Here is a 16,791-nt window from a genome sequence, read left to right as displayed (position 1 = left end):
TCAGTCCTGCTCGACAGCGTCGGCGACGAAGCCGAGGTCGCCGAAGGACACCGTGGCGCCCGCAGGGACGCGGACGGTCTGGGACTCGCCGCAGAGGATCTGCTGGGCGTCGGGGAGCGTGACGACGGTGCCGTTGGTCGAGCGGCGGTCCTGGACGAACAGGCCGCGGGCGTCCATGCCGACGAGCAGGTGGGTCTTGGAGACGGAGCGGCCCGGGTCGACGACGGAGACGAGGTCGGTGATGACCTCACCCGGCTCGGCCTGCGGGCTGCGGCCGACGAGGGTCATGCCGCGCAGCCTGTGCTCGGTGCCGTCGGAGAAGCGCAGCACGATGTGGCCGTGCCCGGGGTGCACGGGGTGCCCCGGCTGCAGGGCTGGTCCGGCCTGCGCTCCTGGCGCACGTCGACCTGTCGGCTCGCTCACGGTCCAGTCCCTCCCGATGGTGGTACCGCTCCACCGGCCCTCCCCCTCGTGAGCGAGGCGGATCGGGCACAGGGCAGTCGTGCGAACTTTACCGTGCTGCGCAAGAGGCGACCAGGACGAACTTCTCCTTGTGGACGACGGGTGTCGGCGAGCCGTCGGGCCACGCGGGCAGAGGGTGCCAGACCGGCCCTGGCACGGGGCGCCGGAGCCGCCCCTGTCGTCGTCGGCTGCACGCGGACCTCGGTGCCTGAGGGCCACTACGCTGGTCCGATGGATTCTGAGTGGTTCGCGCCGACGGCGCTGAGCAGCGACATGGGCGCCGCCACGCTCGCCTTCCCGTGGGAGCAGACACCGCTCGGTCCGATCTCGACCTGGGACGAGTCGCTGCGGCAGACCGCCCGGATGTGCTTCAGCACGCGCTTCCCCGTGATCTTCGTGTGGGGGCCCGAGCTGACGATGGTCTACAACGACGGGTACCGCGAGATGCTCGGCACGCAGAAGCGGCTGTGGGCCCTCGGCGCACCGGCGCACGAGGTGTGGGCGGAGATCTGGGACGACGTCGGCCCGCTCTTCGACGAGGTCCTGGCGACCCGCCGTCCGACGTGGAGCGTCGACACCCCGCTGCTGATGAACCGCTCGGGCTTCGACGAGGAGACCTATTTCACCTTCTCGTACTCCCCTCTCGTCGACGACGCCGGTGAGGTCGTCGGTGTCCTCGACATCGCGACGGAGACGACGAGCCAGGTGGTCGACCGTCGGCGCCTCAGCACGGTCGACGACCTGCACGTCGCGCTCCAGGAGCACCGTGGCAGCACCGAAGACCTCGCCCGGACCGTCGTCGACCTGCTCGGCGGCACGGCCGACGTCGAGGCCTGCGCGGTCTACCTGCCGTCAGCCTCGGGGATCCGGCTCGCCGCGACGAGCGACGACGCGCTGCTCGCCGAGCTCCCGACCGGGTTGGTGGACAAGGTCCGCACGACAGGCCGCCCCGTCGTGCACGAGAGGACCTTCGTCGCCCCGCTCGAGGTGGACGGAGACAGCGCCCCCGGTGGCGTCCTGGTGATGCGCGCACGTCCGCACAGACCCTTCGACGCCTCGCAGAGGCAGTTCATGATGCTCACGACCTCCGCGGTCGCCTCGGCCCTGCGCGCCTCGGAGTGGCAGCGCGCGCAGATCGACTACCTGCGGGCCCACGCCGAGCTCAACGAGATCCGCGCCCAGCAGGCCCGCGAAGGGTCGATCGAGCTGCAGCACTCGCTGCTCACCCCGCCGCCCACGCCCCGCGACCTCGAGGTCGTGGTCCGCTACCAGCCAGCCGGTGACGACCTCGAGATCGGCGGGGACTGGTAACGACGCCTTCGTCACCAAGGACGGCGCGACGACAGTCGTGGTCGGCGACGTCACGGGCCACGACCACAAGGCTGCCGCGACCATGGCCCAGCTGCGGGGCATCGTGCGGACCATCGGGTACGTCACGGGCGGCTGCCCCTCGGCCGTGCTCGAGGAGACGGACAAGGCCGTCCTGGGCCTCGCGCTCGGGAGCAGTGCGACGGCCACGGCTGTCGTCGCACGCATCGAGCAGAGCGAGGACGACAGGGCGCGCGGGGTCCGGACCCTGCGGTGGTCGAACGCCGGGCACCCCTACCCCGTCCTGCTGCGGGCCGACGGGACCGTCGAGCTGCTGCACCGCCCCAACGACGTGCTCGTCGGGCTGCTGCCCACGGCCGAGCGGCACGACCACGAGGTCGAGCTGCGCGACGGCGACACGCTGTTCCTCTACACCGACGGGCTCGTCGAGCGTCGTGGTGTCCTGCTCTCCACGAGCATCGACCTGCTGACCCGCACCCTCGCGGGCCGGCAGGACCTCTCGGTCGACGACCTGGCCGACCACGTCCTGGCGACGCTCGCCCCGGGAGCCGAGGCGGACGACGTGGCGCTCGTGCTGGTCCGGGCGATGCCGCAGGACCGGCAGGCCCCGACGCCCGCCTAGGCTCGTCTCACCCCTGCCAGCCCAGGAGCTCGGCGCCGCGACCGACGGCGACCCCGGAGGGGACGAGCTGGGCGACGGCGTCCGGGGTCCCCTCGAGCGCGACGACAGGGCAGACAGGCGACCTGCCCCCGAGCTGGACCGCAGCAGGGTCCCAGGTGACGAGCACGGTGCCCTGGTCGACGACGTCGCCCTGCGCGACGTGCAGCGCGAAGCCCTCACCACCCAGCTGGACCGTGTTGATGCCCAGGTGGACGAGCACAGCCCGGCCGCTCTCGTGGGTGATGACGAAGGCGTGCGGGTGGAGCTTGACGATCGTCCCGCTGAACGGGGCCACGACGACGCCCCCCTCGGCGGCGTCCGGGGTGATCGCGATCCCGGGCCCGACCAGACCTGCTGAGAACACGGGGTCGTCGACCTCGGCGAGATCGACCACCCTGCCGCTGACAGGGGCGAGGACGACCAGGGACCGGGAGGTCACCGGAGGTCCTCGATGTCGGCGGCGAGGGTGTCGGCCTCAGGCCCCACGATGACCTGGATCGCGTTGCCCGACCGGACGACGGCGACAGCACCGGCCCTGGTGAGCACCGTGTCGTCGACCAGCGCAGGGTCCTCGACCTCGACGCGCAGGCGGGTGATGCACGGCTCGAGGTCGAGGATGTTGGCGTCCCCGCCGAGGCCTCTGAGGATCTGCTCTGCCTTGTCCATGTCGTGCTCCTTCGTCAGCTGGTGAGGTCGTCGGTCTGGGCGTCGCCCGGGAGGACCGGGCGCGGGGCTGCTACATCAGGTCGGTGAGGTCAGAGGCGATCGTGTCGACCTCGGGACCCACGACGACCTGGACCACACGTCCGGCCGTCATGACCCCGAAGGCGCCCGCGGCGCGCAGCGCCGCCACGTCGACGAGCGAAGGGTCTCGGACGAGCGACCTCAGTCGGGTCGTGCAGGGGTCGATCTCCTCGATGTTGCTCACCCCGCCGAGGCCGGCGAGTAGCGCGGCGGCCCGTGCTGCATCGGCTGCAGTCATCTGTGCATCCTCTCTGGTGCGTGGATCGTGGACATGTCGTCGTGCAGACGGGTCAGGGGACCTCGGGGGCCGTGCGCGGCACGATCGTCGGACGCGGCTCACGGAGCGCCACGACGATCGAGTACCTGTCGCCGCGGTAGCACATCTGGGAGTACATGCAGACGCCTTCGTCGGCGTAGGTCGTCCGGTCGGAGCGCAGGACTGCGCGCGTCGCGGTCATCGCCAGGATCGTCTGCTCTGTGGCGCTGGCCTCGGCCGCGGTGATCGTGTCCTCACCCCAGGTGGGCGGGTGCCCGCGTTCGCGCAGGGCGCCGTACAGGCTCTCCGGGACCCCGTCGTCGAGCAGGTCCGGGGCCAGCCGCGCAGGCACCCAGGCTCGCTCGACCCCCATGGGCTCGCCGTCGGTGAAGCGCAGGCGCTCGATGTAGTGGACCGTGTCGTCCGGGTCGATGTCGAGGGCGTCGGCGACAGTCCGCCCTGCGGGCAGGGTGTCGCTGTCGATCACCTGGGTGCTCGGCACCATGCCGCGCCGCCTGGCCTCTTCGGCGAAGGTCGTCAGACGCATCTCGAACTCTGTGCGCAGCGGGGCGACGAAGGTCCCGCGCCCCTGCTCGCGCTGGAGGACGCCGTCGGCGACCAGGGCGTCGAGCGCCTGCCGGACCGTCATGCGGGAGACGCCGAACTTCTCGGTGAGGACTCGTTCTGAGGGGACAGCCTCTCCGACCACCAGGTCGTTCGCGATCAGGTCGCTCAGATAGGCGCGCACGATCTGGTGCTTGTGGCCGCCCTTCGGCGCTCTGGCTCGTGTCTCTGGTGGCACAGGTTCCTCGCTCTCGTCTGCTCGCCCCGGGGGTGACGAGCCTTGACACATCATAGATGTCTAGACCACTGTGTTCGCAAGTGGTCCAGACAACCATCCCCCACTGGTGGCGGAGATGGTCGGGTTCAGCAACGAAGCACCCCCGTCCTGGCCAACGTCGCGAGCCTCGGCAGATGCGCCGAGTCACGGTGGTGCCTGTCCGACGGCCTCGGTAGCACCCACACAACGAGGAGTGAACATGACGTCCGCGACCGCAACACCCACGACGAAGAAGGGGGTCCCCGGCTTCGCCCAGCTGCAGAGGGTCGGTCGATCCCTCATGCTCCCGATCGCCTCGCTCCCCGCCGCAGCACTGCTCCTGCGGCTGGGGCAGGCAGACATGCTCGGTGCAGACGGGGCCGCCGGGACGTTCTCCTGGCTGCAGCCCGTCGCTGACGTGCTCGCGTCAGCAGGCAACGCGCTGTTCGCCAACCTGGCGCTGCTCTTCGCCGTCGGGGTGGCCGTCGGCTATGCCAAGAAGGCAGACGGCTCGACGGGCCTCGCGGCCGTGATCGGGTACCTCGTCTTCAAGGGGGTGAGCGACGCACTGTCCCCCTACGTGCTGGGCAAGCCCGACACTCCCGCCCAGTTCCTCGCCGGCGCTGATCCCAGCGCCCTCGCTGCAGCCGCGGACGGGGACTTCCTCGACCTCGTCACGACAGCCATCACGGGTCCTCCCACGCAACAGCTCATCGACTACGGCGTCCTGGGCGGGATCGTCATCGGCCTCACCGCCGCGCTCATGTTCCAGAGGTACAGCCGCATCAAGCTGCCGGCCTACCTGGCGTTCTTCGGCGGCCGACGCTTCGTGCCGATCGTCACCGCCGCCGCCGCGATCCTCATCGCCGTGGTCGGCTCGCTCATCTACCCGTGGTTCGACGCGGGCTTCACGGCTGCCGGCGAATGGGTCACGGGGTCGACGGTCCTGGGCGCGTTCGTCTACGGGACCGTCAACCGGCTGCTCGTGCCGATCGGTCTGCACCACCTGCTGAACTCGCTGCCCTGGTTCCAGTTCGGCGACTACACCGACGCGAGCGGCGCCGTCTGGCACGGTGACATCGCCCGGTTCCTGCACGGCGACCCGACCGCCGGGACCTTCATGACGGGATTCTTCCCGATCTTCATGTTCGCCCTCCCGGCGGCGGCGCTCGCGATCATCCACACGGCCAAGCCGAAGAACCGCAAGCTCATCGGAGGGATCATGGGGTCGGCCGCCCTGGTCGCCTTCGTCACCGGGGTCACCGAGCCCCTCGAGTTCGCCTTCATGTACGTCGCGTACCCGCTGTACGCGATCCACGCAGTCCTCACGGGGACCTCCCTCGCGCTGGTCAACGCCCTGGGGATCAAGTCGGGCTTCGGGTTCTCCGCGGGCGCGATCGACTACGTCCTGAACTTCAGGATCGCCACGATGCCGCTGTGGATCATTGTGATCGGGCTCGCCTACGGGGCCGTCTACTACTTCCTGTTCAGGTTCGTCATCACCCGGTGGAACCTGCGAACGCCCGGCCGCGAAGACGAGGACAGCACCCTCGGGACCGACCCGGCGGCCACCCCTGAGACGAGCACCGACCAGAAGCGCCCGCCCGAGGTCAGCCCGTCGCCCGCCGGGTCCGAGGCCCGAGACCCTGGCGAGAAGCCCGACGGCGGAGCGGTCCGATGACCTCGACGCTCCACGGTGCAGGCGTCAGCCCAGGGCTGAGGTCCGGGGCGGTCGCGACCATGCCGCCTCCCGTCCCCGAGCCGACGAGGACCACGCTCGGACCGGGCACGGCTGCCGATGACGCCGCCGCGTCCATCACCGAGGCAGTCCACGCTGTGCAGGCTGACCTGTCTGCCCGCGCCGCCCGGGCGACGGGGACGGCAGTCGAGGTCCTCACGATGACTGCGGCCATGGCGGCCGACCCGACGCTCCTCAAGGAGGCCGCACGGAAGGTCCGCGAGGAGCTGACGGTCCCCGCCCGGGCCGTATGGGAGGCCGCTGACGACCTGGCGCGGCGCCTCGAGTCGCTCGGCGGCGTGATGGCTGAGCGCGCGGACGACGTCCGCGACGTGCGCGAGCGCATCGTCGCGGCACTCACAGGCCAGCAGCCACCGGGGGTCCCCGACCTCGAGCAGCCCTTCGTGCTGGTCGCCGCGGACCTGGCACCCGCCGACACCGCGACCCTCGACCCTGCGCGGGTCCTCGCGATCGTCACGAGCGGCGGTGGCCCGACCTCGCACACCGCGATCCTCGCCCGGTCGCTCGGGATCCCGGCCGTCGTGGCGGTGCGCGGCGCCCTCGATCTCGTCGACGGGGAGGTGGTGCTCGTCGACGGTCGGGAGGGGACGGTCGAGCGCACCCCCTCGGCCGAGGCCGTCGCCCGGGCCCAGTCCGGCTCGCATGTCGAGCGTTCCTTCGACGGCCGCGGCCGGACAGCCGACGGCGTCAGGGTCCAGCTGCTCGCGAACGTCGCAGACCCCGCAGCGGCTGCGGCTGCCGTCGCTGCCGGGGCCGAAGGCGTGGGGCTGTTCCGGACCGAGTTCTGCTTCCTGGGGCGCACCGACGAGCCGGGCGTCGCCGAGCAGGTCACGGCGTACAGGGCCGTGCTGGCAGCCTTCCCAGGCCGCAAGGTCGTGGTCCGCACGCTCGACGCCGGAGCCGACAAGCCGCTCCCCTACGTCACGGCCGACGACGAGCCCAACCCTGCCCTCGGGGTGCGAGGGCTGCGCACGGCCGTGCGTCACCCCGGGGTCCTGGGGCGTCAGCTCGACGCGATCGCCCGGGCGTCCGCGGCCGAGGACGCCGAGGTGTGGGTCATGGCGCCCATGGTCGCCACACCGGACGAGGCTCGTGACTTCGCCGCAGCCTGCCGCGAGCGCGGTCTCGCGACGAGCGGCGTCATGATCGAGGTCCCCGCAGCGGCGCTGCAGTCGCGGTGGGTCCTCGCGCAGGTCGACTTCGCGAGCATCGGCACCAACGACCTGACCCAGTACGCGATGGCAGCGGACCGAGAGGCGGCGGACCTCGCTGCGCTCTCGACCCCCTGGCAACCTGCTGTGCTGTCTCTCGTCGGGTCTGCGTGCGCTGGTGGAGCCGAGCACGGACGCCCTGTCGGGGTCTGCGGGGAGGCCGCGTCCGACCCCTCCCTGGCTCCGGTGCTCGTGGGGCTCGGGGTCACGTCGTTGTCGATGGCTCCCCGCGCGCTGGGAGACGTCGCCGCGGTCCTGGCAGCGACGTCGTCAGACCTGTGCACGGAGCTGGCGCAGATCGCCGTGGCGTCCCCGACAGCCGCAGCGGCGCGTGCCGCGGTCCGAGCACGGCTCCCTGTGCTGGAGGAGCTGGGGCTGTAGCCCTCACCCTGCGCCCGAGCCCGTGATCCCCCGTCGGAGGCGATCACGGGCTCGCGCGCCTCGCTGCGGCGCTCAGCCGACGAGGGGCACGTCCACGAGGGCTCAGACCGCGGCGCGCTCGAGGAAGGTGCCGAGCGCGTCGAGGGCGGCCGCAGACTCGGCGCTCTCGTCCTGGGTCGCCAGGACCACCTGGTCACCCGCGCTGACGCCGAGAGTCATGACGCCGATGATGCTCGCCGCGTCGACGGTGTCCGAACCCACCTTGGTGAGGGTCACACCGACGGGCTGCTGACCGGCCTCGGCCACGAAGAGTGCTGCAGGGCGCGCGTGGAGCCCTTCGGCGATGGCCACGGTGACGGTTCGTTCCATGATGGGCTCCAGCGTTGAAGTGGTATAGACCACTTCACTGTAGCCCAGCCCGTCAGGCTGCTGCGGCTCGGGCCCTAGCCCGGTCAGCGAGGGACCGCGGGGCTCGTCGCAGACTCGGCCCGCGCCGGCTGGTACGGCGACGACGCCTCGGCCTGGCGGATCCTGGCGACGTGGAAGGGGCGGTCCTCGTCTCCTGTGGACCCGACCCAGTCGCCGACACGCGCCAGGCCCATCCCGTGGAGCACGCGCTCGACGAGGGAGCGGTCCGGCGTGGGGGCTGCGCGGGGCGGGAGCGTGCCCTCGGCGAGAGCCTGACCCTCGTGGTCGAGCAGCGCGATCCGCCAGACCGTCCCGGCGTCCGACGTCGCCGGGTCTGCCAGCACGACGGCGTCCGTCTCCGCGAGGAGCCGCGGCTCGAGCGAGACCATCCCCAGGATCCCGGACCACCGGCCGACACCGTCGACCCACGTCCCGTCGGCCGCCTCGACCTGGACGACAGCACCGGCCGGGGCTGTGCCGACCTGACGGACCAGCTCGCACGCGTCGTAGGTGGGCCTGTAGAGGACGTGCCCGTCGACGTCCACGACCCTGAAGTGGCGCCGGTCCGGCGCCGTGGCCGGGACGAGGGGGTCGGACAAGAAGGCCGCCACGACGTGGGAGTGCGCGCTCCCCGCCCTCGACAGGTCGTCGACGATCCAGCGGCTGAGGTTCTCCACGGGCACGCCGTGCACCTCCGCGCAGCTCTCGAGCAGGCTGCGCGCCTCGGAGGCTGGGAGGCCGAGGCACTCCATCACCATGCCGACGGCGTGCTCCCGGAGCTGGGCCGACCACACCGCTGTGGTCATGTCCCGCTCGGCGGTCGCTGGGTCTGGGGACGGGTCGCCCCGGACGGCACGTGCCGCCGAGGTCGAGGTCGAGCTGGTCATCGCCGGTTCTCCCACCTGACGTCGTACCAGCCGCGTCATGACCAGACGACCAACCTAGGTCGGCAGAACTTCACCCACAAGCCCCCTGGAGCCACGGCGGCCTGCCCGCAGCTCAGCCGAGGTGCTCCCGGGCGAAGCGCAGGTGCTCGACCTCCTGGAACGCTCCGCCGTTCTCGTGGCCGTTGTAGGGGTACACGACCATCTCCTTCGGTCCCGCGTAGTGGTTGTAGGCCGCGTAGACGGTCGACGGCGGGCAGATCTCGTCCATGAGACCGACCGAGAACATCGCCGGGACCGTGGTCCGGGCAGCGAGGTTCACGCCGTCGACATAGCTGAGGGTGCGGAAGGTCTGCTCGATGCTGTCGCGGTGGGTGTGCAGGTACTCGACGAGCTCGCCGTAGGGACGGGCGGAGGTGAGCACCGACGCCCGGCGGACGTGCGCGAGGAAGGGCACGTCGACGATTGCGCCACGCAGCGCAGGCTCGCCGAGACCGTCGCGCAGCTCGGTGAGCGCTGCTGCGGCGAGGGACAGCGCGCCGCCCTGCGAGCCTCCCGAGACCAGGACCGCAGACGAGTCGACAGCGGCGTGCCGCCGGGCCGCGCGGACCGCCCGCTCGGCATCGGTGAAGATGCGTGTGTAGAAGTACGTCTCGGGAGACTCGATCCCGGCGGTGAGGAAGCCTGCCGCGTGCGAACCTGTCAGCCCCGCGTCGCCGGTCGCCCCGACCCTGTGGCCACTGCCCTGCCCCCGGTTGTCCATGACGAGGGTCGCGTGCCCGGCCGCAGCGTGCAGCACGGACTCGTGGCTCAGGCCGCGACCGCCGCCGTAGCCGATGTAGGTGACGACAGTCGGCAGGGGGCCCTCGAGCCGGGCCGGCCTGTGGAACCAGCCCTTGACGGGCTGACCGCCGAAGCCCGTGAAGGTGACGTCCTCGGTGACGATCTCGGTCAGGCCGGTGTCGACCCTCTCGAAGGTCACGTCGAGGGGGTGCTCGGCGTCCTGCTCGGTCAGGGTCCGGTGCCAGAACTCGTCGAGGTCGGCGGGTTCTTCGCGGTCGGGCAGGTAGGTGACGAGCTGGTCGAGCGGGAGGTCGAAGTGCGGCATGACAGGTCCTCGGGGGGTGTGGAGGGTGGGTCGAGAGGGGTGAGACAGGCGGAGGTGCGGCGGTGAGCGACGGGGGACGTGGGACCGCTGGAGAGAGGGCGTCGACGGAGCCCCGAGTCAGAGCGCCCAGGTGCGCAGGCGACCGCACATGCCGTAGCGCGGCGGACCGGAGCGCGCCTGCGTCGAGGCGGTCGCGGCGTCGCGCAGGTGCGGTGCTGTGCCGACCGCGAGCGCGGCGAGCGCGGCGGCGGTGCGGTCTGCCGAGGCCCGGACCGTCGAGTCCCACGTCAGCTGCCAGCCGGGGACCTTCTCTCGGACGAGCCGTGCTGCAGCGTCGTAGAGCTCGCCCATGGGGACGTCAGGCCCCTCGGCGAGGACCCGCTCGCGCAGCACCGTGAAGCCCTCTACGGCGAGGTCTCGGCGAGCACGCGCCGCGTCGGCGGTCACCGTGTCCGCGGTCACCATGTCCGCAGCCACCGTTCCCGTGACCGCGGAGCCAGTCGTCGCGGCATCGCTCGACGCGACCGTGGCCATGGCGCCCGGCGGCAGCGCGGGCAGCACCGGCAGCGTCGCTGCGGCTGCGTAGCGCTCTGCGTCGGCGAGGACGTCGGCGGGGAAGGTCATGACGGCGTCGCCGGCCTCGGGCAGACCGGCGTTGGACATCACGACGAGGATCTCGAGGTCTCCGTCGTTGACGAGCCTGTGCACCACACCGGGCTGGAACCAGAGCAGCGTCCCGGCGGAGAGCGGGTGCTCGGCGTACCCGTCCGGGCCGAGGGTCTGGACCGACCCTGCGCCCGACAGGACCACGTAGCCCTCGTCGGAGGCCAGGTGCAGGTGCGGCGTGCCACCCCCGACGAGACCTGCACCGTCGGTCGTCGGCCAGTCGTAGACGCTCAGCCGCGAGACGCTCGTCCCGCCGGGGAAGGGGTGCGTCATCCGCGCCGTCCTGCGAGCGAGCCGCGGGTGGCCAGCGCAGCGCTGCCGATCTGGGCGAGGGCCGCGCCGCCCTCGGCGTCGGCCCCGCCGTCGGCGATGACGACCGCGTAGCGGAAGATCAACGACTCCTCGGGGGCGAAGGGGATCTCCTCGCTGAAGGCGGGGGCTGCGCACACGCAGGCGAACCACTCGTTGCGTGCGAACCACTCGGGGTCCAGGCCCGGCGACGACGGACCCCGCGGGTTGTCGGAGGAGTCGACCATGACCAGCGTCGACTGCCGCGCGGTCTCGTCGTGCGTGCCTGTGAAGCCGACCCACGGCGCGCGCTGCCCGCGGATCTCCTCGCCTCCTGCGAAGCCTGGGGCGAGGATCGTGCCGCCGGTGAAGGAGCGTGGCCCGCGCCAGAACAGCCCGCCGTACCCGGCGTTCTCCCGGCCGTTGGTCGTCGGGCTGCCGATGGGCAGCGGGCCGCTCGAGATGTTGGTCATGGTCGTCTGGAAGGTGAGGACCCAGGCGGGGCCGGGTGCGGCCTCTGACGGGCTGGTGCCTGCCTCGGCGGGTGCGGACGTCGCGAGGTCGGGGGCCTCGGTGGCAGATGCGTCAGGGTCGGCGAGCGACACCGTGAAGCTCCGCACCTCTTTGACCACACGCTCCCCGGCCTGCGTCACCCAGACGAGCGACTCGGTCACGCTGACGCCGTCGTCGTCGGCGCGCTCGGCCGTGAATCCCTCGTGGACCATCGACCCGTCGTTGTCGAGCTGCACGTAGTCCTGGCCGCGGACGTAGGTCGGCCCACCCCAGAAGTTGTGCGGGCCGACGTTGGGCAGCGACCACGCGATGCCCTTGTGCCACACGTGGTCGTGCGGGCGGAACAGGCTGACGAGGTCGCCGCCCACGGTGCGCAGCGGGTGGAAGTACGGCCGGGGCGACTCGAGCTGCACGTCGGTCGGCCTGTACACGTAGCGGAGCAGGTCGACTGCCTCGCCTCCGCCCGGGTTGGCGGCGAGCCTGACGGTGAGCGCTGCGCCGTCGTCGGACAGGGTGAGGCGGGTCATCGGGTCTCCTCGGACGGTGTGCGTGCTGTGCTCGAGGCGCCCGGGGCGGGCGTCCCGGTCGCGTCGGGCGTGCTGTCTCGGTCAGGGCTGGTGCGGGCACCGACGCCCGCAGTCTCTCGCGCCCACGGGGCACCCGTCCCCTCCATGCTCGCCATGAAGGGGTGGTCGGCGTCGATGTCACCGCGCCGGACCGGCTGCCCCGTGAAGGCCGAGGCGTACAGCGCGGCGACGAGCTCGACGGTGAGGCGCGCGTCGGTCGCGGTGACGGGCGGCGCCTGCCCGGCGTCGAGGGCGTCGACGATCGCCGCGAGCTGGGACGAGTGGCTCGACACCGCCGAGCCCGGGTCGCTCACCCAGAGTGCCGCGAGCTCTTCGTGGCCCGGTGCCGGGGTGAGGCTCCAGCTGTCGTCGGTGTAGCCGTAGAGGTGCTCGAGGTCGACGGTGGCGTGCTCCAGGTCGAAGCGCAGCTGGGAGGTCTGGCGGGGCGAGACCACCGAGTTGACGATGCTCGCGAGCGCGCCGTTCTCGAACCGCACGAGGGCCATCGACGCGTCTTCCGTGTCCGTCTCGCGGGCCTGGCGGCCGGCGAGGGCCGTGACCTCGGCCCACGGTCCGAGGACAGCGAGCAGCAGGTCGAACTGGTGGATGCCGTGGCCCATCGTCGGGCCGCCGCCCTCGGTGTCCCAGCGACCGCGCCAGGGTGCCGCGAAGTACTCGGCGTCGCGGTACCAGAGCGTGTGGCACAGGGCGACGAGCGGGCGGCCGAGAGGTGCCGCGGGGTCGTCGAGGAGCGCCTTGAGCCGCAGCGCGCCCGAGCCGAAACGGTGCTGGAAGACGACGCTCACGTGCGCGCCGGTCTGCCCCTCGAGGGCGATGAGCTCGTCGAGCTCGGCGAGGGACAGCGTCGGCGGCTTCTCGAGGAGGACGTCGACCCCTGCGCGGAGCACCTGGGCCGCGAGGGCGAAGTGCGACTGGGGCGGGGTGCACACGTGCACGAGGTCGAGCGGGGTCCCCGCGGCGGCGGTCTCGGCGAGGACGTGGGCGAGGTCGGTCGAGGCTGTCGGTCGGGTGCCCGCGCCCGCGGTCGGCCCCCAGGTCTGGGCGAAGTCCTCGGCGCGACTCAGGTCGACGTCGACGGCGTGCGTGAGGACGAGGCGTCCGGCGGTGTCGGCGATCGCCTGGGCGTGGGCGTTCGCGATGCCGCCGGTCCCGACGATCGCGGCTGTGTAGGTGCGGGTGGCTGTGTAGGTGCGGGTCATGCGGTCGCTCCTGCGGGGTCGAGGGAGGGTGCGGGGGGCGGGACCGAGATGCTCACACCCAGCCCGAGGTCGGCGACGTCGACGGGCTGACCGCTGACGAGCGAGGCGTTGCCGCTGATGCCGACCGCGACGGCGCGCACACCGTCGAGGTACCCGGCCGCGCGGCCGAGCGGGTCGTGGCGCGGCCCCTCGACAGGGGCGCGGAACACGTCCTGCAGCAAGATCGCGTCACCGCCGCCGTGACCGCCGATCCCGGCGGGGATCGGCACCTCGCGTGCCCGTCCCCAGTGCTTCTGCACCACGAGCCTGTCGCCGAAGGGGCGGACGTCGTCCCCCTCCCACGCGCCAGGGTTCGCGCTCGGGTCGAGGATCGACCGGCCGCGCTCGTCGAGCTCGACCGAGCCGCGCTCGACCACCTCCAGCTCGGCGCGCCCCTTCGTGCCGTTGACGCTCACGCGGTAGCCCTCCCACGGCCCGTGGGCGTTGAGGGAGTATGTGAGGGTCGCGCCGCGCTCGTAGTCGACGAGCAGCGCGAGGTTGTCCTCGATGGTGATCCCGGCCGAGAACACGTCCTGGTCGCGCACGTACCCGTCGTGGTGCTCGGCGTCGAGGTAGAGGGCCTTGAGGCGCTCGTCGGCACGGAGGTCGAGGGCCCACCGGTCGCCCGCGCGCCCTTCCCAGCCGCGGGTGCCGTCGGCGCTGCCGGTGCCGCGCGCGGGGCGGGGCGGCAGGCCTGCTGCTGCGTCGCGCTCGGCCATCTCCCGGGCGACGGGCGAGGTGTCGCCGTAGACCTTGAGGCCCCCGCGTGCGTAGACGCGGGTCGGGGCGTCGGCGATCCACCAGCTGACGAGGTCGAAGTGGTGGCTGGACTTGTGGACCAGCAGACCGCCCGACACGTCCTTGAGGCGGTGCCAGCGGCGGAAGTAGTCGGCGCCGTGGACGGAGTCGAGAACCCACTCGAAGTGGACCGAGGTGACCTCGCCGATCTCCCCCGAGGCGATCACGCGGCGCAGCTCGCTGTTGCGCGGCGCGTAGCGGTAGTTGAAGGTCATGACGACAGAGCGGCTGGTCTCGGCGACGGCGTCGGTGATGGTGCGGCAGCCCTGGGCCGTGGTGGTCAGCGGCTTCTCGACGACGACGTCCGCCCCGGCCCGCAGCGCGCGGGCGACGAGGTCGGCGTGGGTCGCGTCGGGGGTCGTGACGATCAGGGTGTCGACGTGCTCGGCGGTGATCATCTGCTCGAGGTCGGCCGGGGCGTAGGTGGGGACGCCCGGGCGTCCGCGCTCGGCCGCGAGGTCGGTGTACACGGCGGCGCGGCCCCGGTTGGGCTCGCAGAAGGCGACGAGCTCGGCGACGTCGGCGTGGTCCCCGAGGATCGCGTCGACGTACATGTGGCTGCGGTGCCCCAGCCCTGCGACGGCGTAGCGGCGGCGGGTGGACGGGTTCTGGGAGGTCACGGACTCAGGCTCCAGGCGCATCTCGACGGTGAACTGCGGGGAGGTGTCGTCGTCGACACCGGTTGAATCGTTCCAACACTATCCCGACGAGCCGCACTCCGGGAAGCGCTCTCCGTCTCGCGGGTCGACTGGCGTCATGGGACGCATCCAAGCCGCACCCCCGGTGCCGAAGTCGCACCTTAAGCAGCGAGGTCGTACTGACACGCCGGATTCCACCTCGCCCAGGCCAGAACCGGCGCGTCCGTGCGACCTCGAGGTCGCGAACACGACCTCGAGGGGAGAGAGACCGTCGTCAGGCGGGTGTCGTCCGATCGGAACGTTCCGATCTCGCGCCGGATCGGGTACGGTCGACCCACACCCCTCCCCCATCGGGGACATTGCCAACGGAGGTAGTACAACGATGGAAAACGACGCAGCGACCACAGCGTCCGGCGCCAGCGCCACCACCCAGCCCGTCGCCGCGACAGTGTCGCTGCACCCCGACTTCCTCGTCGGCGAGATCGACCGCCGCCTCTTCGGCTCCTTCGTCGAGCACCTCGGCCGCGCCGTGTACACGGGCATCTACGAGCCGACGCACACGACCGCAGACGAGCACGGCTTCCGCCGCGACGTCGCGGACCTCACCAAGGAGCTCGGGGTCAGCATGGTCCGCTACCCCGGCGGCAACTTCGTGTCCAACTACGTGTGGGAGGACGCCGTCGGCCCCGTCGAGGACCGCAAGCCCTTCATCGACCTCGCCTGGCGCACCATCGAGCCCAACACCGTCGGCACCGACGAGTTCCTCCAGTGGGCCGAGCGCGAGGGCATCGAGCCGATGATGGCCGTCAATCTCGGGACCCGCGGCGTGGCCGAGGCCGCTGCCCTCGTCGAGTACTGCAACGGCGAGGCCGGCAGCCGCTGGGCCGACCTGCGCATCGCCAACGGCCGCGCGGAGCCCTACAACGTCAAGCTGTGGTGCCTCGGCAACGAGATGGACGGCCCGTGGCAGATCGGCCACAAGGACGCCCACGAGTACGGCAAGCTCGCCGCCGAGGCCGGCAAGGCCATGCAGCTCGTCGACACGAGCATCAAGCTCGTGGTCTGCGGCTCGTCGTCGATGGGCATGCCCACCTTCGGCGAGTGGGAGCGCACGGTGCTCTCGTACACCTACGACATCGTCGACCACATCTCGATGCACGCGTACTACGAAGAGCGGAACGGCGACCGCGCGAGCTTCCTCGGCTCCGCGACGGGCATGGACAGGTTCATCGACCGGGTCGTCGCCTCGGCCGACGCCGTGGGCGCCGAGCGCCGATCGGACAAGAAGATCACCATCTCCTTCGACGAGTGGAACGTCTGGTACCTCGACACCCGCTTCCCGGGCGAGAAGAACCTGCCGATCCAGCGCGACGCCCCGCGCATCATCGAAGACGTCTACTCGGCCCTCGACGCCGTGGTCGTCGGCGACCTGCTCATCACGCTGCTCAACCACGCCGACCGCGTGCCGGTCGCAGCGCTCGCGCAGCTCGTCAACGTCATCGCGCCGATCATGACCGAGCCCGGCGGTGACGCCTGGCGCCAGACGACCTTCCACCCCTTCGCGAACACCGCCCGTCTCGCCCAGGGGTCGGTCCTCGACCTGCGCGTCTCCTCCCCCACCACGACGACCAAGGAGCACGGCGAGGTCCCCCTCGTCACCGCCGCCGCCACGTGGGACGAGTCCGGTGAGCACGGCACCGCGGGCGCGCTGTCCTTCTTCCTCGTCAACCGCTCCGCGGAGCCGGCGACCGTCACCGTCCGCACAGCGGGCCTCGACGTCAGCGTCGACGGCGGCCTCGAGCTGCTCGCCGACCACGTCGGCATGCGCGAGGGCAAGGAGGAGGCCGAGAAGGTCGGCACGGTCGAGCGCGAGGCCCCGGCCGTCGAGGGCGGGACCGTGACCTTCACGCTCGCCCCCGAGAGCTGGTCCGCCTGGCACGGGACCGCGAAGCGCGCCTGAGCCAGCTCGCCCCGACAGGTCGCAGACGGCCCTCGGCCCCGGTGAGAACCGGCGGTCCGGGGGCCGTCTGACGTGCGGGA

The 16,791-nt window shown here is 71.8% G+C and carries 17 protein-coding genes; 5 read left to right on the top strand and 12 right to left on the bottom strand.

Annotation, left to right across the window (positions count from 1 at the left end; genetic code table 11):
• A complete protein-coding gene (locus ASG53_RS16775; RefSeq protein WP_056136039.1) occupies positions 1-423 on the bottom strand; it encodes an FHA domain-containing protein in 423 nt (140 codons plus the stop codon).
• Between the two features lie 270 nt (positions 424-693).
• On the opposite strand from ASG53_RS16775, the gene ASG53_RS16770 reads away from it, so the two are divergent.
• Positions 694-1,773, top strand: coding sequence for a PAS domain-containing protein (locus tag ASG53_RS16770; protein ID WP_156382860.1), 1,080 nt, complete (start codon positions 694-696; stop codon positions 1,771-1,773).
• Complete coding sequence (locus tag ASG53_RS16765; protein ID WP_056136031.1) at positions 1,742-2,413, top strand: PP2C family protein-serine/threonine phosphatase; 672 nt, start codon at positions 1,742-1,744, stop codon at positions 2,411-2,413. The genes ASG53_RS16770 and ASG53_RS16765 overlap by 32 nt, the downstream gene beginning before the upstream one ends.
• Positions 2,414-2,420: 7 nt before the next feature.
• On the opposite strand, the gene ASG53_RS16760 is transcribed toward ASG53_RS16765, so the two are convergent.
• Genes ASG53_RS16760 through ASG53_RS16745 form a run of 4 tightly spaced genes read right to left on the bottom strand, consistent with a single transcriptional unit; the run spans position 2,421 to position 4,200 of the window.
• Positions 2,421-2,891 carry a PTS sugar transporter subunit IIA gene (locus ASG53_RS16760; protein ID WP_200945522.1) on the bottom strand — a complete coding sequence of 157 codons (471 nt, stop codon included), beginning with the start codon at positions 2,889-2,891 and terminating at the stop codon, positions 2,421-2,423.
• The gene (locus tag ASG53_RS16755; RefSeq protein WP_082544139.1) at positions 2,888-3,136 is read right to left on the bottom strand and encodes a glucose PTS transporter subunit EIIB; all 249 of its coding nucleotides are present in this window, start codon (positions 3,134-3,136) and stop codon (positions 2,888-2,890) included. Before ASG53_RS16755 ends, ASG53_RS16760 begins: the two co-directional genes overlap by 4 nt.
• 52 nt (positions 3,137-3,188) lie before the next feature.
• Entirely contained in the window at positions 3,189-3,434 is a 246-nt protein-coding gene (locus ASG53_RS16750) for a PTS transporter subunit EIIB (RefSeq protein ID WP_056136027.1), read from the bottom strand.
• Between the two features lie 52 nt (positions 3,435-3,486).
• The gene (locus ASG53_RS16745; protein ID WP_162246167.1) at positions 3,487-4,200 is read right to left on the bottom strand and encodes a GntR family transcriptional regulator; all 714 of its coding nucleotides are present in this window, start codon (positions 4,198-4,200) and stop codon (positions 3,487-3,489) included.
• Positions 4,201-4,492: 292 nt separating this feature from the next.
• On the opposite strand from ASG53_RS16745, the gene ASG53_RS16740 reads away from it, so the two are divergent.
• Together ASG53_RS16740 and ptsP are read left to right on the top strand one after the other, a co-directional pair.
• Positions 4,493-5,953, top strand: coding sequence for a PTS transporter subunit EIIC (locus ASG53_RS16740; RefSeq protein WP_056136022.1), 1,461 nt, complete (start codon positions 4,493-4,495; stop codon positions 5,951-5,953).
• Positions 5,950-7,623, top strand: a complete 1,674-nt coding sequence (gene ptsP / locus ASG53_RS16735) for a phosphoenolpyruvate--protein phosphotransferase (RefSeq protein ID WP_056136019.1) — start codon at positions 5,950-5,952, stop codon at positions 7,621-7,623. The genes ASG53_RS16740 and ptsP overlap by 4 nt, the downstream gene beginning before the upstream one ends.
• A 102-nt stretch (positions 7,624-7,725) precedes the next feature.
• Here the strand turns inward: ptsP and ASG53_RS16730 are convergent, their stop codons facing one another.
• The 7 genes from ASG53_RS16730 to ASG53_RS16700 form a co-directional block, all read right to left on the bottom strand.
• Positions 7,726-7,992, bottom strand: a complete 267-nt coding sequence (locus ASG53_RS16730) for an HPr family phosphocarrier protein (protein WP_442983375.1) — start codon at positions 7,990-7,992, stop codon at positions 7,726-7,728.
• An 83-nt stretch (positions 7,993-8,075) separates the two neighbouring features.
• Complete coding sequence (locus ASG53_RS16725) at positions 8,076-8,918, bottom strand: ANTAR domain-containing protein (protein ID WP_056136016.1); 843 nt, start codon at positions 8,916-8,918, stop codon at positions 8,076-8,078.
• A gap of 112 nt (positions 8,919-9,030) precedes the next feature.
• The gene (locus ASG53_RS16720; protein WP_056136013.1) at positions 9,031-10,023 is read right to left on the bottom strand and encodes an acetylxylan esterase; all 993 of its coding nucleotides are present in this window, start codon (positions 10,021-10,023) and stop codon (positions 9,031-9,033) included.
• Positions 10,024-10,140: 117 nt separating this feature from the next.
• Positions 10,141-10,962: a cupin domain-containing protein gene (locus ASG53_RS16715; protein ID WP_056136010.1), complete on the bottom strand. Its 822-nt coding sequence runs from the start codon at positions 10,960-10,962 to the stop codon at positions 10,141-10,143.
• Positions 10,959-12,017: a PmoA family protein gene (locus tag ASG53_RS16710; protein WP_056136007.1), complete on the bottom strand. Its 1,059-nt coding sequence runs from the start codon at positions 12,015-12,017 to the stop codon at positions 10,959-10,961. Before ASG53_RS16710 ends, ASG53_RS16715 begins: the two co-directional genes overlap by 4 nt.
• Complete coding sequence (locus ASG53_RS16705; RefSeq protein ID WP_235533973.1) at positions 12,014-13,276, bottom strand: Gfo/Idh/MocA family protein; 1,263 nt, start codon at positions 13,274-13,276, stop codon at positions 12,014-12,016. Before ASG53_RS16705 ends, ASG53_RS16710 begins: the two co-directional genes overlap by 4 nt.
• Positions 13,273-14,754: a Gfo/Idh/MocA family protein gene (locus ASG53_RS16700; protein WP_056136005.1), complete on the bottom strand. Its 1,482-nt coding sequence runs from the start codon at positions 14,752-14,754 to the stop codon at positions 13,273-13,275. Before ASG53_RS16700 ends, ASG53_RS16705 begins: the two co-directional genes overlap by 4 nt.
• A 379-nt stretch (positions 14,755-15,133) precedes the next feature.
• On the opposite strand from ASG53_RS16700, the gene arfA reads away from it, so the two are divergent.
• The gene (arfA, locus tag ASG53_RS16695) at positions 15,134-16,711 is read left to right on the top strand and encodes an arabinosylfuranosidase ArfA (protein WP_056136002.1); all 1,578 of its coding nucleotides are present in this window, start codon (positions 15,134-15,136) and stop codon (positions 16,709-16,711) included.
• Positions 16,712-16,791: the final 80 nt, after the last annotated feature.

The organism is Sanguibacter sp. Leaf3 (genome assembly GCF_001425965.1).
Lineage (GTDB): Bacteria > Actinomycetota > Actinomycetes > Actinomycetales > Cellulomonadaceae > Sanguibacter > Sanguibacter inulinus.
This window is presented reverse-complemented; position numbering and strand designations above follow the sequence as displayed.